This window comes from Candidatus Pantoea symbiotica (assembly GCF_056491525.1).
The window spans coordinates 2,500,041-2,522,604 of record NZ_JBSZHR010000002.1 but is presented as its reverse complement, the minus strand read 5'-3'; the positions used below and the strand labels follow the sequence as shown (position 1 = coordinate 2,522,604).

Annotated in this window: 13 protein-coding genes; 6 read left to right on the top strand and 7 right to left on the bottom strand. The window is 55.8% G+C overall.

Annotated features, from left to right (window positions below; translation table 11 throughout):
• Positions 1-20: 20 nt before the first annotated feature.
• The 3 genes from mdtC to ACXIZX_RS12290 are packed head-to-tail and all read right to left on the bottom strand — an operon-like array spanning position 21 to position 7,428.
• Complete coding sequence (mdtC, locus tag ACXIZX_RS12300; protein WP_479404262.1) at positions 21-3,089, bottom strand: multidrug efflux RND transporter permease subunit MdtC; 3,069 nt, start codon at positions 3,087-3,089, stop codon at positions 21-23.
• Positions 3,086-6,208 carry an MdtB/MuxB family multidrug efflux RND transporter permease subunit gene (locus ACXIZX_RS12295; protein WP_479404261.1) on the bottom strand — a complete coding sequence of 1,041 codons (3,123 nt, stop codon included), beginning with the start codon at positions 6,206-6,208 and terminating at the stop codon, positions 3,086-3,088. The genes mdtC and ACXIZX_RS12295 overlap by 4 nt, the downstream gene beginning before the upstream one ends.
• Positions 6,208-7,428, bottom strand: coding sequence for an MdtA/MuxA family multidrug efflux RND transporter periplasmic adaptor subunit (locus ACXIZX_RS12290; RefSeq protein ID WP_479404260.1), 1,221 nt, complete (start codon positions 7,426-7,428; stop codon positions 6,208-6,210). Before ACXIZX_RS12290 ends, ACXIZX_RS12295 begins: the two co-directional genes overlap by 1 nt.
• A 238-nt stretch (positions 7,429-7,666) precedes the next feature.
• On the opposite strand from ACXIZX_RS12290, the gene ACXIZX_RS12285 reads away from it, so the two are divergent.
• Together ACXIZX_RS12285 and ACXIZX_RS12280 are read left to right on the top strand one after the other, a co-directional pair.
• A complete protein-coding gene (locus ACXIZX_RS12285) occupies positions 7,667-8,629 on the top strand; it encodes an aldo/keto reductase (RefSeq protein WP_061717746.1) in 963 nt (320 codons plus the stop codon).
• 218 nt (positions 8,630-8,847) lie between these two features.
• Complete coding sequence (locus tag ACXIZX_RS12280) at positions 8,848-10,182, top strand: carbohydrate porin (protein WP_036648467.1); 1,335 nt, start codon at positions 8,848-8,850, stop codon at positions 10,180-10,182.
• 72 nt (positions 10,183-10,254) lie between these two features.
• On the opposite strand, the gene yegD is transcribed toward ACXIZX_RS12280, so the two are convergent.
• The 3 genes from yegD to ACXIZX_RS12265 form a co-directional block, all read right to left on the bottom strand.
• Entirely contained in the window at positions 10,255-11,607 is a 1,353-nt protein-coding gene (gene yegD, locus ACXIZX_RS12275) for a molecular chaperone (RefSeq protein ID WP_479404259.1), read from the bottom strand.
• Positions 11,608-11,684: 77 nt separating this feature from the next.
• A complete protein-coding gene (locus ACXIZX_RS12270) occupies positions 11,685-14,249 on the bottom strand; it encodes a diguanylate cyclase (protein ID WP_479404258.1) in 2,565 nt (854 codons plus the stop codon).
• A gap of 161 nt (positions 14,250-14,410) precedes the next feature.
• Positions 14,411-15,022 (bottom strand): phosphatase PAP2 family protein, encoded by a 612-nt coding sequence (locus ACXIZX_RS12265; RefSeq protein ID WP_008104884.1) that lies wholly within the window; start codon positions 15,020-15,022, stop codon positions 14,411-14,413.
• A 230-nt stretch (positions 15,023-15,252) separates the two neighbouring features.
• Here ACXIZX_RS12265 and udk point away from each other — a divergent pair, with 230 nt between their 5' ends.
• The 3 genes from udk (at position 15,253) to asmA (ending at position 18,491) form a co-directional block, all read left to right on the top strand.
• Complete coding sequence (gene udk / locus ACXIZX_RS12260; RefSeq protein ID WP_008104883.1) at positions 15,253-15,891, top strand: uridine kinase; 639 nt, start codon at positions 15,253-15,255, stop codon at positions 15,889-15,891.
• A 72-nt stretch (positions 15,892-15,963) separates the two neighbouring features.
• Positions 15,964-16,545 carry a dCTP deaminase gene (gene dcd, locus ACXIZX_RS12255; protein WP_007888946.1) on the top strand — a complete coding sequence of 194 codons (582 nt, stop codon included), beginning with the start codon at positions 15,964-15,966 and terminating at the stop codon, positions 16,543-16,545.
• 146 nt (positions 16,546-16,691) lie between these two features.
• Positions 16,692-18,491: an outer membrane assembly protein AsmA gene (asmA, locus tag ACXIZX_RS12250; protein ID WP_479404257.1), complete on the top strand. Its 1,800-nt coding sequence runs from the start codon at positions 16,692-16,694 to the stop codon at positions 18,489-18,491.
• A 36-nt stretch (positions 18,492-18,527) separates the two neighbouring features.
• Here the strand turns inward: asmA and ACXIZX_RS12245 are convergent, their stop codons facing one another.
• The gene (locus ACXIZX_RS12245) at positions 18,528-20,084 is read right to left on the bottom strand and encodes a TerC family protein (protein WP_479404256.1); all 1,557 of its coding nucleotides are present in this window, start codon (positions 20,082-20,084) and stop codon (positions 18,528-18,530) included.
• A 789-nt stretch (positions 20,085-20,873) separates the two neighbouring features.
• On the opposite strand from ACXIZX_RS12245, the gene wbaP reads away from it, so the two are divergent.
• Entirely contained in the window at positions 20,874-22,307 is a 1,434-nt protein-coding gene (gene wbaP / locus ACXIZX_RS12240; protein ID WP_008104880.1) for an undecaprenyl-phosphate galactose phosphotransferase WbaP, read from the top strand.
• Positions 22,308-22,564 lie beyond the last annotated feature (257 nt).

Sequence of the window (22,564 nt, the reverse complement as noted above, 5' to 3'; positions counted from 1 at the left end):
GCCATTCATGGCGACCTCCCTTAACCCGCCACCAACACCTTTTTCTTACGCCGCCGCAGCTTATCCATCATCAAATAAACCACCGGCGTGGTGTAGAGCGTCAGCAGCTGGCTCATCACCAAACCCCCGGCGATGGTGATGCCGAGCGGCTGACGCAGTTCCGCGCCGTCACCGCTGGTCAATACCAACGGCAGTGCACCAAACAGCGCGGCGAGCGTGGTCATCAGAATCGGGCGGAAGCGCAGCTGGCACGCCTGGAAGATCGCGTCGCGCGGCGACAGATTGCCGTTGCGCTCGGCATCCAGCGCAAAGTCGACCATCATGATGGCGTTTTTCTTCACGATACCGATCAGCAGCAGAATGCCGATCAGCGCAATCAGGCTGAACGGCGTGTTGAACAGCTCCAGCGCCAGCAGCGCGCCGACGCCCGCCGACGGCAGCGTGGAGAGAATGGTCAGCGGATGCACGTAGCTCTCATACAGAATGCCGAGCACGATATACACCGCCGCAATCGCTGCCAGCATCAGGTAAAGCTGGTTGGATTGCGACTGCTGGAACACCTGCGCGGTGCCGGCAAAACTGCCGCGCACGCTGGAGGGCACGCCAAGCGCGGTGATGGTGCGATCGATGGCTTCAGACGCCTGCGATAGCGATACGCCTTCCGGCAGGTTAAACGAAATGGTGGACGCCGCCGACAAGCCTTCGTGGTTTACCGAAAGCGGCGCGTTGGCCGGTTGCCACTTGGCAAACCAGCTCAGCGGAATTGCTTTGCCGTCGCTGTTAATCACAAACATCTGATCGAGTGAACTGATGTCCTGGGTGTAACGCGGGTCGACTTCCATCACCACTTTGTACTGGTTAAGCGGCTGATAAATGGTGGAGATCTGGCGCTGACCAAAGGCGTTATTCAGCAGCGCGTTAGCGGCAGACACATCGATGCCGAGCCGCGCCATGCTTTCACGATCATAGGTCAGATTCATTTCGCTGCCGTTGTCCTGCTGATCCGAGTTGACGTCCGCCAGCTCGGGCAGGGCGGCAAACGCCTGACGGATTTTCGGCTCCCATTCGCGCAGATCATTCAGGTTGTCCGACAACAAGCTGTATTGATAGCTGGCGTTGGATTCACGTCCGCCAATGCGAATGTCCTGCACCGCGTTGAGATAGAGATTCGCGCCCGGCTCTTTCGCCAGCTTGATACGCAGCCGGGCGATCACTTGCTGCGCGCTTTCGCTGCGCTCGGAGAGCGGTTTGAGCGAGACGAACATCGAGCCGCTGTTGGTGCGTGAACCGCCGGTAAAGCCGGTAACGTTATCTACCGCCGGATCGGCTTTGATGATGTTCATGAAATCCTGCAGCTTGCCGCGCATCGCCTGGAACGAAATGCTCTGATCCGCCGAGATAAAGCCTTGTAAGCGGCCAGTATCCTGCTCTGGCATAAAGGTTTTCGGGATCGAGATGAACAGCCAAACGGTGAGCGCCACGGTGCCGAGCAGCAACATCAGCACCCAAATGGCGTGATTCAGCACCCAACCCAATGAGCGCGCGTAGCCGTTCTGCACCTTCATCAGCAGCTTGCCGAAACCGCGCGTGCGCGGCTGGCTACGCTTGACCTGCGGCTTGAGCAGATAAGCGCACATCATCGGCGTCAGCGTGACCGAGATAAACAGCGAGATCAGAATCGCCACCGACAGCGTGATGGCAAACTCTGAGAAGAAGCGGCCAATGATGCCACCAATCATCAGCAGCGGCAGGAACACCGCAATCAGCGACAGACTCATCGACAGCACGGTAAAACCGACCTCGCGCACGCCGGTCAGCGCCGCCTGCAGCGGCTTCATGCCCGCTTCGACGTGGCGCGCAATGTTCTCCAGCACCACAATGGCGTCATCGACGACAAAACCGGTGGCGATGGTTAACGCCATCAGCGACAGGTTATTCAGGCTGAAGCCGCACAGATACATGGCGGCGAAGGTGCCAATCAGCGAAACCGGCACCGCAGCGGCGGGGATCAGCGTGGCGCGCCAGTCGCACAGGAAGGCAAACACCACCAGAATTACCAGCGCCACGGCGATGATCAGCGATTGTTCCACTTCATGCAGCGAGGCGCGAATGGTGGGCGAGCGGTCCTGCGCAATTTGCAGATCGATGGCGGCGGGGATCACGTCATGCAGTTCCGGCAATTCGCCACGAATGCGATCAACGGTATCGATAATGTTGGCTTCCGGCGATTTACGCACCACCAGCAGCACCGCCGCTTTGCCGTTGGTCATCCCGGCGTTGCGTACGTCCTGCACTGAATCCTGCACGTTAGCGACATCGCTGAGGCGCACCGCCGCACCGTTGTTGTAATGCACCACCAGCGGTTGATACTCACTGGCGGTTTGCAATTCTCCGTTGGTGCGTAACTGCCAGCGCTGCTGCACATCATCAATCGCGCCCTGCGGACGGCGCTGGTTGGCGTTGCTGATGGCGGTGCGCACCGCATCCAGCGAAACGCCTTGATTGAATAAAGCCTGCGGATTGAGTTCGACGCGCACCGCAGGCAAAGAGCTGCCGCCAACCGTCACATCGCCCACGCCTTCAATTTGCGACAGCTTCTGCGCCAGCTGCGTTGAGGCGTAATCATACAGCTGACCGGGATTATAAATGTCTGAGGTCAGCGTCAGGATCATGATCGGCGCATCGGAAGGGTTGGCTTTGCGGTAGCTGGGACGGCTCGGCATGCCGGTTGGCAGCAGGCTTTGCGCGGCGTTGATTGCCGCCTGCACATCGCGCGCGGCACCGTTGATGTCGCGATCAAAATCGAACACCAGAATAATGCGCGTGCTGCCCAGCGAGCTGGTGGAGGTCATTTCACTGACGCCGGCAATGCGCCCCAGCGAGCGCTCGAGCGGCGTCGCCACCGAGGCCGCCATGGTTTCTGGCGATGCGCCGGGCAGCGAAGCCGAGATCAAAATCACCGGGAAATCCAGCTGCGGCAAGGGTGCCACCGGCAGCAGGCGGAAGCCGAGAATGCCGGCTAGCGCAATCGCCAGCGTCAGCAAAGTGGTGGCGACCGGGCGATGGATAAACAGCGCGAAAAACTTCACGACTGCGCCTCCGAGCGTTTAAAGCGACGGCGCGTCGCGTGTGACAGACGATCAAACAGCAGATAGATCACCGGCGTGGTGAACAGCGTCAGCACCTGACTTACCACCAAACCGCCGACCATGGCGATCCCCAGCGGATGGCGCAGCTCTGCGCCGACGCCGGTGCTCAGCATCAGCGGCAGCGCACCGAGCAGCGCCGCCAATGTAGTCATCAGAATCGGACGGAAACGCAGCAAGCATGCCTGATAAATCGCCTCGCGCGGCGCCATGCCTTGCTCACGCTCTGCGGCCAGCGCGAAGTCGATCATCATGATGGCGTTTTTCTTCACGATACCGATCAGCAAGATAATGCCAATGATGCCGATGATATCCAGCTCGTTGCCGCTCAGCATCAGCGCTAGCAGCGCACCCACACCGGCGGTGGGCAGCGTCGAGAGAATGGTGATCGGATGGATAAAGCTCTCATACAGCACGCCAAGCACGATATACATCGCCACCACCGCTGCCACAATCAGCCACACGGTGCTGGACAACGCCGCTTCGAAGGCCAGCGTGCTGCCCTGGAACTGCGTCATCATCTCGGCGGGCATGCCAACTTGATCTTCTGCCGCGCTCACCGCTTTCACCGCATCGCCCAGCGAATAACCGTCGGCGACATCAAACGAGAAGGTTGCCGACGGGAACTGATCGAGATGGTTGATGCTGAGCGCGGCGTGGCGCTCCTCGATTTGCGCGATGGCGCTGAGCGGCACGCTGCCGCCGTCGCTGCTGGTCAGACGAATGCCGTCGAGGCTCGCCAGTCCCGGCGTGGCATCGCTGTTCTGTTCCAGCACCACGCGATATTGGTTGGCCTGGGTGTAAATGGTGGAGATCAGCCGCTGACCAAAAGCGTTATACAGCGCGTTATCCACATCGGCCATGCTGATGCCCAGGCGGCTGGCGCTATCACGATCGACACGTACAAAGGCTTCCAAACATTGATCCTGCCAGTCGCTGCTGACGTCACGCAGCTGTGGCAGTGTATTCAGCTGCTCCAGCAGTTTCGGCACCCACAAACTCAGCGACTCGAGCGAGCCAGATTGCAGCGTGAACTGGTACGGCGTGCGGCTGGCCTGGGTATCAATGGTCAAATCCTGCACCGGCTGCAGCCACAGCGAAATGCCCGGCACTTTAGCTAACGCCTGTTGCAGGCGCTGCTGCACTGCCGGAATACGATCGTCACGCTCATTCAGCGGCTTGAGGTTGATTTGCAGGCGTGCGCTGTTGAGCGCGGCGTTGGTGCCATCGACGCCGACAAACGAAGTCATGCTCTGAACCGCCGGATCTTTCATGATGATCGACGCGACATCGCGCGTGCGCTCCGCCATGTTGGCGTAAGAAACCGACTGCGGCGCCTGCAAGGTGCCCTGAATGATGCTGTTATCCTGCTGCGGGAAGAAGCCTTTGGGGATGACGATCCACAGCAACACGGTGATCAGCAAGGTGCTGAGCGCCACCGACAAGGTGATCCACGGATGCAACAGCACGCGCGTTAAGCCGCGTCCGTAGCTGGCAATAACGCGGTCAAACATCGCTTCGCTGGCGCGCGAGAAGCGGTTCTGCTTGCGCAGCGATTCGGCGCTTAACATGCGGGCGCACATCATCGGCGTCAGCGTCAGCGACACCACGGCGGAAATCAAAATCGCCACCGCCAGCGTCACGGCGAATTCGCGGAACAGGCGGCCAATCACATCGCCCATAAATAGCAGCGGGATCAGCACCGCAATCAGCGAGAAGGTGAGGGAGATAATGGTGAAGCCAATCTCGCCCGCGCCTTTCAGCGCCGCCGTCAGCGGTTTTTCGCCTTTTTCGATATAGCGCGAGATGTTCTCGATCACCACGATGGCATCATCGACCACAAAGCCGGTGGCGATGGTCAGTGCCATCAGCGTCAGGTTGTTGATTGAGAAGCCGAGGAAATACATCGCGGCAAAGGTGCCGATCAGCGACAGCGGCACGGCGACAGCGGGAATGATGGTCGCCGGGACGTTACGCAGGAACAGGTAGATGATCATCACCACCAAAGCCATCGCCAGCATCAGTTCGTGCTGGGTATCGCTGACCGAAGCGCGGATATTGGTGGTGCGATCGGTAAGCAGTTTCACATCCACCGATTTCGGCAGCGTGGCGGTTAAACCGGGCAACATGGCGCGGATATTATCGGCGGTGGCGATGATGTTAGCGCCGGGCTGGCGCTGCACGTTGAGCACAATCGCCTGTTGGCGGTTCGCCCAGGCGCCGAGCCAGCTGTTCTCGGCACCTTGTTCGATGCTAGCCACATCGCCCAGCCGCACCGGCGCGCCGTTGTTATAGCTGATGATCAGCTTGCGATAATCTTCCGCCGAGGTCATCTGATCGTTGGCCGACAGCGTAATCGAGCGCGTTGGGCCATCAAGGCTGCCTTTCGCCGAGTTGACGTTAGCGTTGGTAATGGCGGTGCGCACTGACTCGCTGGTCAGGCCGAGCGCGGCCAGCGCCTGGGTGTTCATCTTCACGCGCACCGCAGGACGTTGCCCGCCCGACAGCGTCACCAAACCGACGCCCGAAACCTGGGAAATTTTTTGCGCCACGCGCGTTTCCACCATGTCCTGCACCTGCGTAAGCGGCATGCTGGTGGTGGTAACGGCAAGCGTCATGATCGGTGGATCGGCCGGATTCACTTTGCTGTAAACCGGCGGATTCGGCAGATCGTTAGGCAGCAGGTTGGTGGCGGAGTTGATCGCCGCCTGCACTTCCTGCTCGGCAACATCCAGTGACAGCGTCAGCTGAAACTGCAATGTCACCACGGAAGCGCCGCCCGAACTCTGCGACGACATCTGCTTCAGGCCGGACATCTGGCCGAACTGGCGTTCCAGCGGCGCGGTAATCGAGGAGGTCACGACATCGGGACTGGCGCCGGGATAAAGCGTAACCACCTGAATGGTCGGGTAATCGACTTCAGGCAGAGCGGAAACCGGCAGAAAACGGTAGCCGAGCACGCCGGCTAACAGAATGGCGATCATTAGCAGCGTGGTGGCGACGGGGCGCAGAATAAACAGGCGCGAAGGTCCACCGCTGCTGTCAGGAGGCATCACCTGCATTATTGACGCTCTCCGCGTGCGGGCTGCGCAGCGCGCGTGCTGTGTGTCGCGGCGCTTTGCGGTGCCACCACTTCAACGGTGGCGCCTTCCGTCAGACGATCCAGCCCGTCGGTCACCACGCGATCGCCCGCTTCGAGGCCCGCGCTGATCACCACTTTCTGGCTATCCTGCAAACCGGCGGTAACGCGTTTCTTGCTTACTTTGTTGTCGCTGTTGACCACCCAGACAAAGTGGCCGTCATTGCTCATCTGCAGCGCGGCGGTCGGGATCACCACCGCATCCTGCAAGGTATCAACCTTCAGACGCGCGTTAACAAACTGGTTCGGGAACAGCGTGTCATCTTCGTTGCTGAAACGCGCCTTGAGCTTGATGGTGCCGGTGGTGGCATCAATCTGGTTATCGAGACTCAATAGCGTGCCGCTGGTCAGCAGCGTTTTGTTGCTGCGATCCCAGGCTTCGACAATCAGCGGCTGTCCGTTTTTCTGCGCCTTGAGGATTTGGCTGATGTTGTTCTCGGCGACGCTGAACACCACGTCAATCGGGTGTGTTTCGGTAATCACCACTAAACCGGTGGTATCACCGGACGTGATGTAGTTGCCGACATCAACCTGCTTCAAGCCCACGCGTCCACCAATTGGCGCGGTAATGCGGCTGTAAGTCAGATTGAGCTGGGCGCTGGCGACGTTACCTTCATCGGCTTTGATGGTGCCAAGCGTTTCGCTCACCAGCGAACGTTGCGTATCGAGTTCCTGCTGTGACACCAGCGAGGTTTTTGCCAGTTTTTCATAGCGGCTGAGATCGCGGCGCGCATTGGCGAGTGTGGCCTGATCTTTTGCCAATTGGCCCTGCGCCTGGGTTAACGCCACCTGATAAGGACGCGGATCGATTTCCGCCAGCAAAGCGCCAGCGGCCACTTGTTGTCCTTCCTGGAAGTGCAGCGCCATCAATTGCCCATCAACGCGACTGCGCACGGTGACGGTGTTGGCGGCGGTGACGGTACCGAGGCCACTGAGGAAATACGGCACGCTTTCTGTTGTGGCAGCGGCGGCTTGCACCGGCGCTAAGGGGCGTTTGCCGCCTGCGCCGCGTCCACGCTGCTGCTGACCTTCAGCCTGCGTCTGTTTATTCGGTTCCGCTGGATGTTGCCACCAGTAATATCCGCCAGCCAATACGGCAATCACGGCTACGGCCAGCAAGCTTGTTTTTAGTCGACGGTTCATCAAGGTGTGTGCTCTCCAGCGGTTTCGTATTCCCAAGGTGCGTAATAAAAATGCCACTACGCAAACGAATGATTGTAGTCGCCCGGATCGGGCAAAAATTGAAGGAAATAAGAATATCGCCCTGGCGAAGGTAAGTATTCATATTCTGTAAATATTCTGCCAGCAATAGGCATAAGCGCGACCATTTCCTTTGCTAAGCTCAATAACAGACCTGTCTCGTTTGAATAAGGAGAACAAAATGAGTCAACAGAAACTCCGCCAGCTTGGCGACAGCGGTATCGAAGTTCCCCGTCTCACCTTTGGCGGCAACGTGTTTGGCTGGACGGTGGATGAGAAAACCTCGTTCTCACTGCTTGATGCGCTGGTGGAGAAGGGCTTGTTCTTCATCGATACCGCCGACGTTTATTCGCGCTGGGCGCCGGGTAACGAAGGTGGCGAATCGGAAACCATCATCGGTAAATGGCTGAAGAAAAGCGGCAAGCGCGACAGCATCGTGCTGGCCACCAAAGTCGGCATGGAGTTGTCGCCAGAGAAAACCGGCCTTAAACCGGCTTACATTCGTCAGGCGGTGGAAGATTCACTGCGTCGCCTGCAAACCGACGTTATCGATCTCTACCAGGCGCACCGTGATGATGAAACCACGCCGCTGCTGGATACGCTCAAAGCCTTCGATTCGCTGATCAAAGAGGGCAAAGTGCGTGCGATTGGCGCGTCTAACTACAACGCTAAACGTCTGCAGGAAGCGCTGGATGTGAGCAAGCAGCACGGCCTGGCACGCTATGAAACGCTGCAGCCTGAATACAATCTCTACGACCGTCAGGAGTACGAAAGCGGTCTGGAGCAGGTCGCGGTGAAAAATGGCCTCGGCGTGATCAACTACTATTCGTTGGCCAGCGGCTTCCTCAGCGGTAAGTACAAAAAGCCGGAAGATGCCAGCAAAAGTAAGCGCGGGCAGGGCATCGTGGATAAGTATCTGAATGAACGCGGCAAGCGCATCGTTGAAGCGCTGGAAGATGTCGCCGCCTCGCACGATGTTTCAGCAACGCAGGTTGCGCTGGCGTGGCAGATTGCGCGTCCAAGCATTACCGCGCCAATTGTCAGTGCCACTTCGCTAGAGCAGCTGGATGAGCTGGTGAAAGCTACTCAGCTGGAACTCAGCAAGCAAGAGATCGAAGAGCTGGCGAGCGCCAGCAAATTGTAATGTTTTCAGGGACGCTGCGGCGTCCCGCTTTTTTCCTGCTCTGCCTCACAAAAAATGCCATTTTAGCCAAAAGATTTTCAATCATCGACTGGCGTCACAATTGCGCTAACGCACTATCAACCTGCGGTAAACTGCGCACATATTTGCAAAAATTGCCAAATCCTCAGCACTATCCTCTGTTCGATCCATTCCAGTAACTTCATATAAGAATAACCATCATGAACAGAAAAGAAGCAGTGCAGCATTTACCCCGCCTGGCAGCGGGAACCCTGATGTTTGCGATGCTGAGTGCATCTGCGCTGGCCGCTGATGCTTTCAGTTACGACTCTCCATATATGTTTGGTGATTGGGGCGGTTACCGAACGCAGCTGGAAAACGACGGCATTAAATTCGACGTTAACTACACCATGGAAACCGGCTCCAACCTGGCAGGCGGTGCCGATACCAACACCACCATGCGCTACAGCGATCAGTGGGCGTTTGGCGCTAACTTCGACCTGGAAAAACTGCTCAACTGGCAGGATGCCCAATTCCAGGTGACGATTACCGATCGTAATGGTCAGAACATTGCCGATCAGGTCGGCGATTCTCGTACTGGCATGTTGTCATCACCTCAGGAAGTGTACGGACGCGGCCAAACCTGGCGCTTAACCCAATTCTGGTTGAGCCAGGGTCTGTTCGATAACACCGTGAACCTGAAAGCGGGTCGTGTGACCGTTGGTGAAGATTTCGATAACTTTGACAGTAAGTTCCAGAACCTGGCGTTTGGTAGCGGCCAGGCAGGTAACTGGCGAGGCGATCGCTGGTTCAACTGGCCGGTTTCCCAATGGGGCGGTCGCGTGAAGGTGAATATTACGCCTGAGGTATTCTTCCAGGTCGGTTTCTATAACCAGAACAGTGCCAACTACGATCGCGGCGATGGCTTCCGCCTGGATACCAGCAACTCCGAAGGCAATATGGTGCCGGTAGAGTTGGGCTGGAAACCGACCTTAGGCGCAGATAAGCTGCCGGGTAATTACCGCATCGGTTATTACTACTCTTCGGCGAATGGCGACAACTATGGCAGCTGGCGCGATGGCGCGTATCAAAGCCAGGATCATGCTTATGGCGGCTACGTGCTACTGCAACAGCAGTTGACCGCACAAGGCGGCGATGCCAGCCGTGGCTTGGGCGTTACCGTACAAGCGGTAATGAACGACCACAAAACCTCGAAAACCGATAACTATCAGTCGGTGAGCTTCACCTGGAAAGGGCCGTTTGATGCGCGTCCGCAGGATGAGATTGGTGTCGGTGCAGCGCGTATTCACGTTAACAGCGCTTACACGCGTTCTCTGCGTGAGCAGAACAACGCTAACGGCGAAACGGATTTCAACAGCCCAACCTATCTGCCAATTCAGGATGGCTCAGAGTACAACTATGAGATCTACTACAACGCTCAGCTGACCAAATGGCTGCAGTTGCGTCCGAACCTGCAATATGTGGTGGCGCCGGGTGCGGTGAGTGAAGTGAAAGATGCGTTTGTAGGCGGGATCAGTGCGAACGTGAATTTCTGATGTGTGAGACGGGTCGTCATGAATGGCGACCCTACAACTTTAAGCAGGGCGGCAATGATGCCGCCCTGACTTTTATCTGAACATCACTTCGGCCCAGCGGGCGAGGCCGGCGGTCACCGAGGCGAAGTCATCGCCGCTGGCAATTGGCGTATCGGGCAGCGCCTGCTGCAGCGCGGCGCGCAGCACCGGCGAACGTGCGCTGCCACCGGTGAGATAAATCACTTCTGGCTTGGTTTCGCAGGTGGCGAGCGCCAGATGCACTTGCTCCAGAATCCGTTCCAGCGGCTGGTTAATTGCTTCTTCCAGCTGCGCTGCGCTGATCTGCGCCTGCAATTGGGTGGCGATAAACGCCAGCGAGGCGTCGGTCTCTTTCACCTCCGACAGCGCAATCTTGCTCTCTTCCGCCGCACGTACCAGACGATAGCTCAGCTTCTGCTGCCACACTTTCAGCAGGTGCGCCACTTTGTCACTGTGTTCGGCATCACGAATCAAATCGCGCAGCAGTTTGCCGCTGGCCGCAGAATAGAAGTCGCTTTGCGCCGGAACATCGTTGATCGCGACTGCATTCCACCACGGCAGCGCAGGCAGCGCGGTGCCTTTCTGCGTATTGCCACCGAGGCCCAGCAGCGGCATCAAGGTTTTGAACGCCAGCATAATGTCGAGATCGTTCCCGCCCACGCGGCAACCGCTGTGGCCGAGCAAACTTTCACGGCGATCGGTTTTGTGACGCCATTCCGGGCCCATCAGCAGCATCGAGCAGTCGGTGGTACCGCCGCCGATATCCACTACCAATACGCGCGTCTCTTTCTGCAGCGTAGCTTCAAAATCCAGGCCTGCCGCCACCGGCTCAAACTGAAACTCGACATCACGAAAACCGGCGCGCTGTGCTGCACGCAGCAGAATGCCTTGCGCCTGCTGGTTAGCCTCTTCGCCGCCTAAACCCTGGAAGTTAATCGGGCGACCAATTACCGCTTGCTCAATCGGGCGATCGAGCTGGGTTTCGCCCTGCTGACGAATGTGCAGCATCATGGCGCACACCAGATCTTCAAAGAAAGCGATCTGCTGCGGCTTCAGGCCGTTAGCGCCGAGGAAGGATTTCGGTGACTTCACAAACCACACTTCTTCGGGATCGACCATATATTGCTGCAGCGCAGTCAAACCGAACTGCACGCTGCCTGGCGTGACGTCGATATCTTCTTCGCGGTTATAACGCAGCGCACGCTGCAATAAGGCGGTGCCTTCGCTGTCTGGCGTTGGAACCTGATGATGGCGATGCAGCCATTCGCTGATCGCTTCGCGCGTTGGTGCACAAATCATGGAGGGAAGCAGGCGCTGACCATTCTCCAGTGTCAGCAGGCGCGGCGTGCCATTATCGCTGACCGCAATTGAGCAGTTTGCTGTGCCGTAATCGAATCCGATAAACATATTTATCCCCCATGCCGGAAAAAAGGGGGCGACTTTAGCGCAGCCAGCGCGGGCTGGCAATGGGCAGACGTGGCAGATTACATCTGCACTTCCTGATAAACGTGATACTGACCACGGCCCGCATGTTTTGCGCTGTAACAGGCGACATCGGCCTGTGACATCACCACATTGCTGATGCAGTTGCGTTGATCGATTTGCGTGATGCCGGCACTCGCGCCGACGTGATAAGGCTGATCCTGCCACATAAAGCGGTATTCGCTCACGGCGGTGACGATGCGCTGCACCACGTCGCGCACCTGATCCACTTCGCAATTTGGCAGCAACACGCCAAACTCATCGCCGCCCAAACGTGCCAGCATATCGCTGCTGCGCAGATGATGTGGCATCAGCTCTGCCAGTTCGCGCAGCAGCGCATCACCGGCGGCGTGGCCAGCGGTATCGTTCACCGCTTTGAATTTATCCAGATCGATAAACACCAATACGTGATGGCTATTATTGGCCGCCGCATCGTTCACCAACTGCTTTAAACGCTGCTCGAAGCTGTGACGATTTGGCAGGCGCGTCAGCATGTCATGTGAGGCGCTGTAGCTCAGACGCTTCATCACCTTGCGCGATTCACTGACATCCTGAATAACCATTACCGCGCCGATGCTGGCACCGGTCAGGGTTTTCAGCGGCGTAATGCTGTAATGAATCTCGACGCGCGTGCCGTCTGGCGTGTGCAGCACCAGCTCTTCATCGAGATCGGGGGAAATTTTTTCGCCTGGCAGCTGGCACAGCAACAGGTTGTCCACACGCGGCCCGCTCGCGCCACGCGTGATGTTGAGTAGTTCGGTAATCGGCATGCCCGCCGCTTTTTCCTGCGGCCAGCCGCTCAGCGTTTCGGCCACCGGATTCATAAAGGTGACGCGCATTTCATCATCGGTACTGATCACCGCTTCGCCGATGGAATCGAGAGTGATCGCCATGCGCTCTTTTTCCTGGAACAGCGCTTCATTCAGCGCGCGCAGCGGCGTGATGTCCTGACAGATGCCGAGCATACGTTCGATCTGCCCATCCTGACTCAGGATACGGTTGGCTTCAGAACGCACGTAGCGCGGGCCTTCCGGCAAATTGATGCGGTATTCCAGCTGGAAAGCGCTGCGGCGTTCAATGGCCTGCTGCACCACCAGCGCGGCGGTTTCCCGTTCAGCCGGATCAAGCAGATGCACCCACAGATCGTAGGTGGGCGTTTGATGCGGACCTAAGCCAAACAGCTCGTACATGCGTTTGTCCCACAGCATTTCACCGGTCAGCAGATTCCACTCCCACACGCCGATGCCGCCGGCTTCGTTGGCCAGCGTGATGCGTTCCATCAGGCGGCGATTAACCTGCTCGCTCTGCTTCAGCTCGGAGATATCGATAATCTGGGCGATGAAGTAGTGCGGCTGTTGCGCGGCGTCGCGCACCATCGAAACCGTCAGGCGCGCCCAGACGATCTCGCCATCCTTACGGAAATAGCGCTTCTCCATGGTGTAGGTCATGATTTCACCCGCCACCAATCGTTCCAACTGCTGCAAATCGCTGTTGAGATCGTCGGGATGGGTGATTTGCTGGAAAGTGAGCTTTTTCAGTTCATCGGCCGGAAAGCCTAGCGTCTGGCACAGCGACTGATTGACCTGCTGCCAGCCACCATTCGGCGCAACCAGCGCCATGCCGATCGCCGAGTACTCCATGGCGTTACGGAAGCGGGTTTCACTCTCGCTAATGTGATGCTTTTCGCGCTGGAAGGCGTCCATCACCAGCGCCATCACGTGGCTTGGCAGCAGCACCAACAGGAACGGCAGCCAGGTGCTGACCTGGCCGAGCAGCATGCCGTTTTGCGCCAGGTTGACCAAATTAAAGGCGAGCAGAATCGAGATGAAACTGGCATTGAGGAAGAACAGCAGAAAGGCTTCAAATTTTGGCAGCCGCACCGCACACCAGAACAGGATCACCACAATAAAGGTGAAGGGCCACGGCAGAAAACGCAGCGATAAATAGCTGGCGAGTAGCGTGCCAAACAGCGTCAGACAGGTTTCCAGCTGTCGGCCTGGCGTTAAAATCTGGCGCAGCGGTTTAGTCGGCCACAGTAATAATACCGGACCAAATGCCAGCACGCCGATCACTTCAGAAATCACCCAGGTCGAGAAGAAGGGCAGTGACGCGCTGCTACCGACATGCAGCATCCACAATGCCACCACGCCGCCGAGCAGCGGCGCAATCAGACCGGCGCACAGGGCAAAGCGCACCCAGTCGAGTAACGAATTGAGCGGGGCGCGACGATCGAGCAGGGCGCGCAGCATCACGCCGCCCAGAATCGCCTGCACCATATTCAGGATGGCGAACTTAATATTGCTGAGCGCGGGACCAATAATGATCAGATTGGCCAGCGCGGTACCCATCACGCAAGCAAACAGCAGCAAGGGAACGTGTCTGGAGTGCGCACGAAACACGATCACCGTCATTAGCGCGGTGGAGTACCAAAGCGGTGAAATACGTCCGCTGACAACAATCAGTTCCAGACAAAATAGCGTCAGTAGAAAAGTGAGCCCGCCAATGAGCAAGGCATTGAGCCATATTCGGTGTGGTCTTTCTCGTGAAGTCAATATTTCGAGGGTCATGCAAGAATCCAGCTGCGCGCACCTGATTCACGATGGAAAATGCGCCAATCAATCACTATTTCGCATGCTAGCACATCTGTTTGAGATTTCTGCCGGGAATTGCATTTAAGTCGTTATTCACTGAATTGATTGGCCCTTTGCGCGCAAAGGGCCAAACGGTGTTAGCGAAAAAGATCGGCGCGGGTATAAGGCTTTTCTAAGCCGGCAAGATTGGCAGAGAAGCGCTCAAGGAATTGTTGTGTGGTGGCGACGCGACCATGGCCCAGCAGCAGCAGCGGCACCAGCAGCGCAACGCCAATTTGCGGCAGACTAAAGCCCTTCAGCGAAGTGCGGCGCTGTGTCAGCAGGAATGCGGTGCTGAGCGTGAAACCGAGCATCAGGCCCGCCAGCACTTCGCTTTTTGAGTGCGCGTGAATCACCAAACGTGAAAGGCCGACCATCAACGGGATCAGATAGCCGATACCAATGGTAAACAGACGCCAGCGCGGCGACCAGCGACCTGAGATCAGCCACATCATCACCGGCCAGAGCGTGGCTGACATCGCGCTGTGTCCGCTGAAGCCGGTGAAGTTGAATCTGGCGCTACCAATGCCAAAGCCGAGAAACAGTATTTTTGAGACGCTCACCACCAGGCCAGCCAGACCAAACGCCAGCACCCAATACCAGACGGTTTGGCGGTTGTCGCTTTTCCATGGCAATACCAGCGCGATGATTACCGCAGTCGGGATCAGCAACATGCTGTCGCCAAAATAGGTCAGGGTTTTCCAGCTCATACTTTTCCTTGCGGCTACATTCGGAGTGCCAACGCCAGCTACAGTGTTGGCAGATGAACAGTGTATCGATTAAGCGTCTGGCTGCAAAAGGGGATATTCTGAAAAGCCGTTGGCCCATTTTTCTGGCATCAAACCGGTGAAATACCTATAATTGCCGCCAACTAACCCTCTCATTCGGCCCGTTGCAGCTTCGGCTTAGGCAGGCTCCAGTTATCAGGTCTTAAAAAAGTATGACTGACAAGTCTCATCAGTGCGTGATCGTTGGCATCGCAGGTGCATCCGCATCCGGAAAAAGTCTTATCGCCAGCACGCTCTATCGTGAAATCCGTGACCAGGTCGGTGACGAGCATATCGGTGTGATCCCCGAAGATGCCTACTATAAAGATCAGAGCCACCTCACCATGGAAGAGAGGGTGAAAACCAACTATGACCATCCGAGTGCGATGGATCATGATTTGTTGTTGCAGCACCTGCGCGCGCTGAAAGCCGGCCAGGAAATTGAGCTGCCGGTTTACAGCTACGTTGAGCACACGCGCACTAGCGATTGTATTCATCTCAAATCGAAGAAAGTCATCATCCTCGAAGGCATCTTGTTGTTAACCGACGCGCGCCTGCGCCAGGAGATGAATTTCTCCATCTTCGTCGATACGCCGCTGGATATCTGCCTGATGCGCCGTATGAAGCGCGATGTCAATGAGCGCGGCCGCTCAATGGATTCGGTGATGAGCCAGTATCAGAAGACCGTGCGTCCGATGTTCCTGCAATTTATTGAACCTTCCAAGCAGTACGCTGACATCATTGTGCCGCGCGGCGGAAAAAACCGTATCGCGATTGATATCCTCAAGGCCAAGATTAATCAGTATCTTTAACGACATGGCGTCCGCCCCGGCGTGACGCGCTGTCGTAGCCATTCGCTACACTTAATTCATGGAGTACCTGCGATGAGATTATGCGATCGCGATATTGAAGCCTGGCTGGACAACGGAAAGTTGGCGATTGAGCCGCGCCCACCGGTGGAACGCATTAATGGCGCCACGGTGGATGTGCGCCTCGGCAACCAGTTCCGCACTTTTAGCGGCCACACTGCGGCGTTTATTGATTTGAGTGGTCCTAAGCACGAAGTCAGTGCTGCGCTGGACCGCGTCATGAGCGATGAGATTGTCCTGCCGGAAGGCGAAGCCTTTTTCCTGCATCCTGGCGAACTGGCACTGGCGGTAACGCTGGAATCGGTCACCATTCCCGACGATTTGGTCGGCTGGCTGGATGGCCGCTCTTCGCTGGCGCGCCTGGGTTTGATGGTGCACGTCACGGCGCACCGTATCGATCCGGGCTGGCAAGGCCGTATCGTGCTGGAGTTTTATAACTCAGGAAAACTGCCGCTGGCGCTGCGTCCAGGCATGTTAATTGGTGCTTTGAGCTTTGAGCCGCTGTCAGGCCCGGCTGCGCGACCGTATAACCGTCGCGAAGACGCCAAATATCGTGGTCAGCAGGGCGCGGATGCCAGCCGTATAGATAAAGACTGACTAAAACTAATGCTTGCCAAAATAATTCGAGTTGCAGCAAGGCGGCAAGCGAGTAAATCCCCGGGAGCTTACATCAGTAAGTGACTGGGGTGAGCGAGCGCAGCCAACGCTGCGGCAACTTGAAGTATGACGGCAATGAGGAATTGATGAGAAGAGTGATAACTACGCTGGCCATCCTGTTAGTGGTGGTCGTAGCGGGCATGACGGCATTGGTGTTGCTGGTCAATCCCAACGACTTTCGTACCTATATGGTACAGCAGGTAGAGCAGCGCAGTGGTTATCAGCTTCAGGTAGGCGGCGATCTGCGCTGGCACGTCTGGCCGCAGCTCAGCATTCTCGCCGGGCGCATGAGTCTGACCGCGCCTGGCGCCACGCAGCCAATGGTCACCGCCGACAATATGCGGCTGGATGTCAACCTCTGGCCGCTGTTGTCACATCAGCTGAGCGTCAGCCAGGTGATGCTAAAAAACGCCATCATCCGCGTAACGCCAGACAGTGCTGCGCAAAAACCGACCGGCGCGCCGGTGGGGCCGGGTGATGCCGAGCCGGTGAGCAGCAGCAATAACGGCTGGTCATTCAACATCGGCAAATTGCGTCTTGCCGATAGTTTGCTGATTTGGCAGCAGCCAGGCGGCGATGAATACAATTTCCGCGACCTCAATCTCAACCTCGATCAGGATGCCAGCAAACAGGCCAGCATCAATCTGGCTACTCGAATTTCACGTAATCAGCGCAATGTCAGCGTCAATCTCAAAGGGCAAATGAATGTGGCGCAGTATCCGCATCGTTTAGTCGGACAGTTGGATGAGATGAATTACGCCATCGACGGTGCCAATCTGCCGACGCAGGGGATAAAAGGCACCTTGAGCGGTCAGGGGGAATGGAACGGTGACAATCAGCATTTCTCTTTACAGAAGATGCAGCTCACCGCCAATGACAGCGCACTGGAAGGCAGCGCCGATGGACGTTTGGCGCTTCCACAGCAGCTAAATCTGGCGCTGCATGCTACCAGTTTGAATATCGACGCGTTGATGGCGAATGCACCGTCGACGGATAACAGCGCGCCGCAGCAGGCTAACGTGACCAGCACGCCGGTGATTGCTGAGCCGCGTATGCGTGACAACAGCGACTCACCGCTGAATCAGCTGGATTTGACGCTTAACCTCACCGCAGATAACAGCGTGTGGCGCGGCCTGACGCTGACCAATTTGCAGCTCGACGGCAGCAATCAACAGGGTTTGATGACGTTGAGTAAGCTGCAAGGCAAATTCGGCGAAGGGCATTTCTCGGTGCCCGGCTCGGTAGATATTCGTAAACCGGTAACGCAAGTGGCGTTCCAGCCTGAGCTGGATAACATCGCCATTGCGCCATTGCTGAAAGCTTTAGAACTGCCAGAGACGCTGCAAGGTACCGTTTCGCTGAAGGGCGATATCAGCGGAGCGGGATTAAGCATTGAAGAGGCAAAACGCAACTGGCAGGGCAGTGCGGATCTGGAAGCGACTAATTTGCAGCTTTCGCAGCTGAATCTGCAACAGATGGTGCGACGTGCGGTGGCGCGCGTCAGCAATCGTGTCACCAACGATCAGCCCGACGATCAGGGTATTCAGCAGTTGAGTGGACGCGTTACGCTTAAACAGGGCATCTTCAGTTTGCCTGATCTGCAGGGCGGCAACAGTCGTCTGGCGGTGCAGACCAAAGGCAATGTCGATATGGTTAAACAGCAGCTCGACGTCACTATTAATATGATGCTGCGCGGTTGGCAAGGCGACGACAAATTAGCTGCTCTGCTGAACCAGCAAACTATTCCGCTACGCATGTACGGTGGCTGGAATAATCTGCAGTACTCCTTGCCGGTGGATGACGTGGTGCGTCAGCAACTGCAAAGTGAAGCGAAGTCGCGCTTGAATCAGTGGCTGGATCGCCAGCAACCGGCGAAGCAGCCATAATCGTTGTAGGGTCGCCATTTATGGCGACCTTGTTGATTACGGCGCGATCGGCACTATCTCTACCTTCTGCACGCGATGGTTTTCTACCTGCAACGTACGCAAAAGATAATCGCCGATCTGTAACTCTTCGCCTTCCTGCGGCACGTGTTGCAGGCTATCCATCAGCAATCCCGCCAGCGTGTGGTAATTGCGTTTTTCATCGAGTGGCAGCTGCACATAGACGGCTAAATCCTCTAATGGCATATGACCGTTTGCCACCCATCCTCCGTCTGGCAGCACTTGAATATCATAGCGCGCATCAACTTTTTCACCTTCAATCGGCAGATTGCCGGCGATGGTTTCCATCAGATCGCTTAGCGTGACCACGCCTTCCACCGAACCAAACTCATCCACCACAAAGGCGAAGTGGGTGCGCGCATTGCGGAACTGCTCCAGCGCCTGCAATAAGGTGACGCGCTCAGGAAATATCAGCGGCTGGCGAATCAGCGAGCGTAAATCCAGTGATTTGCTGTGCAACGATTGATGCAGCAAATCAATCACGTGCACCACGCCGAGTGGGTCGCGGCCCTGTTCGGTAACCAGAATGCGCGTGTGCTGATTACGATCGAGCTTCGCCATAATCTCCGCCGGATCTTCGCTGAGGTCGATATGCTCAACGTCGTGGCGCGAGGTCATGATGCTATTGATCTGGCGCTGACCAAGCCCCAACACGCGGGCAATCATGCGGCGTTCCTGGCGATTGAAGAGTGCACCTTCCTCGCCGTCGGCCACCAGTGACGCGGTATCGGCGTCAAGCTCCGCACGTTGCGCTTCGCCGCGCAGAATACGCAATACGGCTTCTGAAGTGCGCTGGCGCAGCGGACGTCCGGCGGTGAGGTAGCGGCGGCGATTGAACATCGCCAGCTGATTGAGTATCTCAATGACAATGGAGAAACCAATCGCCGCGTAGAGATAACCTTTCGGGATAATAAAGCCTAACCCTTCGGCCACCAGGCTGAAGCCGATCATCAGCAGGAAGCTCAGGCAGAGAATCACAATGGTCGGATGGCCGTTGACGAAACGCGTCAGCGGCTTACTCGCCAGCAGCATCAGCAATATTGCCACCGTGACCGCCGCCATCATCACCGGCAGCTCATTCACCATGCCAACGGCAGTAATGACCGAGTCCAGCGAGAAGATGGCGTCCAGCACCACTATTTGCGCCACCACTGGCCAGAATTTAGCACCGTTCTTATTTTGACCAGTTTCCTCGTCAGCCCCTTCCAGACGGCTGTTTAACTCGGTGGTGGCCTTATAAAGCAGAAAGAAGCCGCCGCACAGCAGTAGCAGATCGCGGGCGCTGAAGCCATGATGCAGCAGAGTGAACAGCGGTTTTGTCAGCGTAACCAGCCAGGAAAGTGAGGCGAGCAGCGCTAAACGCGACACCAGCGCGAGTAGCAGGCCAAAAATGCGCGCACGGTCGCGTTCCTTTGGCGGTAACTTTTCAACCAGAATGGCAATGAAAACCAGGTTATCAATGCCCAGCACCAGCTCCAGAACGATTAGCGTTACTAATCCGGCCCAGAGCGACGGATCAATGATCCACTCCAACATGTGTTAATCACCTTAATGTCTGTGTCATGCGCTTAATCTGATGATAGTGAAATGGCATAAAGCCTACAAATAGCGGCTAACGCGGTCAATGCACGGTGTTGCCAGGCAAGAAGAATAACCCTGATTGCCGATTTGCACAGATAAGATGAAAGTATGGATAAAAATTGCACCTGAATGATGGCGGCTATTATTTTTTTTCAGCAGACAAGTACGTGCATTTTTAATGCAGCCTATTGCGTCGTTGAGTATCGAATTAATCTGAATTTTGCAGAGGAATGGCCTGAAAGGGCTGGCATCAATACTTATGGCTGGTAGTCTTTTTCCTAAAATAGTGCAGGGAAGACGGGGCCTACTTGTAAACAAGCCAGTAATAACTAGTATAGCAACGTGTTAGTAAATGTCTGCGCCAAAGTCGTTAATAGCGTGCTCCTTAGCCTTCTAATGTTGCGAATTGTGATCGCACGCGGACCACGGCCAGTAATTAGCGCAAAAATGCCGCATAAAACAAGCTGTAATTAGGATGATGAAAGCGGTATTGGCAGCGACAGCCAAGGGCGGTAGCGTGCCTGAAGCGCCTTTCTCTTGGTTTAACGGTCTGCCACTGTGGTAAGGGAAGTCGGACTAATCTGTTGGTATTAATCACAATTCTCTTGCTTACTATTGTGAGAATTGATTTGGCCTCAGAGAATTTACCGCAGATTGCCTCAACAAATGCAGTGAATGTTTCGCTCGTTTATTAAACAGCGTTGAGGCATTAGGGATTAAAGAAATAATATAAAAGAGTTAAATATGCGCGATAACGAAATTACATATAAAAGTCTTCTGACCAAAATTTTACTGGCGTGCTCGGATTTAATTTGTTTCAACGCAGCATTATTTATTGCCATGGCGTTGATTAATTCGTTTACCCATTCTCCACTGGCAGATATATCTGAAAAATACCTGCATTTAAAAATCGCTACCCACATTGCGTTATCGGTTATTTGCGTAGGCTGGTTCTGGGTTCGCCTGCGTCATTATACTTACCGCAAACCATTCTGGTTCGAGCTCAAAGAGATATTTCGTACCATTCTTATTTTCTCTGTCATTGATTTGTCAATTTCAGCACTTTCACAATGGCAAATGTCGCGCTTTGTCTGGGTAGCGACCTGGGTTCTGGCGTTGATTCTGATTCCATTAGCACGCGCCATCTCTAAACGTGTGCTGAATCATTACGGTATGTGGAAGAAGCAAACCATCATCATCGGCAGCAGCCGCAACGCGCAGGAAGCCTGGCAGGCGCTGCAGAGCGAAGAAGTGATGGGCTTTGATGTTATCGCCTTCTTCGATGTCGATAAAAGCAGCCCGCAGGCCAGCATCTCTGGCGTGCCTGTGCTGCACAACGAACAAGAGCTGTGGCAGCTGACCAACAGCGAAACCCAGTTCATCGTGGCGGTGGAGTTCGAACAGAGCCAGCACCGCGATCACTGGCTGAAAACGCTGGCGATGCACAATTGCCGTTCCGTTTCGGTGATCCCAACGCTGCGCGGTGTACCGCTCTATGGCACCGACATGGCTTATATTTTTAGCCATGAAGTGATGATTCTGCGCGTGAATAACAACCTGGCGAAGCGCACTTCGCGTTTCCTTAAGCGTGCATTCGATATCGTCGGCGCACTGAGCATTATCCTGGCGCTGTCACCGGCATTACTGGTACTCGGCTTTATGGTTGGCCGCGATGGCGGACCACCGATTTACGGTCATGAACGTGTAGGTCTGGGCGGACGTAAGTTCAAATGCCTGAAATTCCGCTCCATGGTGATCAACTCGAAAGAGGTGCTGGAAGAGGTACTGCGTACCGATCCTGTTGCCCGCGCCGAGTGGGATAAAGATTTCAAACTGAAGAACGATCCGCGCATTACCAAAGTTGGTCATTTCATCCGTAAAACCAGTCTGGATGAGCTGCCGCAGCTGTGGAACGTAGTACGTGGCGATATGAGCCTGGTGGGTCCGCGCCCGGTTATTGAAGATGAACTCTGCCGTTATGCCGGTGATGTCGATTATTACCTGATGGCGAAACCAGGCATGACGGGATTGTGGCAGGTTAGCGGTCGTAACGACGTTGACTATGAAACACGCGTCTATTTTGACTCGTGGTATGTCAAGAACTGGTCGCTGTGGAACGACATTGCGATTCTGTTTAAGACGGTTGGCGTAGTGCTGAAACGCGATGGCGCCTATTGATAGACAGCGAGGTCGGGGAGGGCATTGCTTCCCCGATTGAAAACTGCGGGTGCTGAGTGTGTCGTTATTAGACAGCTGCACTGATTGAGTCTGTATAAACCATTTTAATTGATGTCGTCTTTAGACTCGGTGACAACATAAAACCAAGGGAGCGCATAATAATGACCCACAGTTTCAGTGTTTAACCTGTCATATTCCATTTTTGTAAGACGCTACACAGCGGGCGATTTCGCCTCTATCAATCAATAACTGATAGC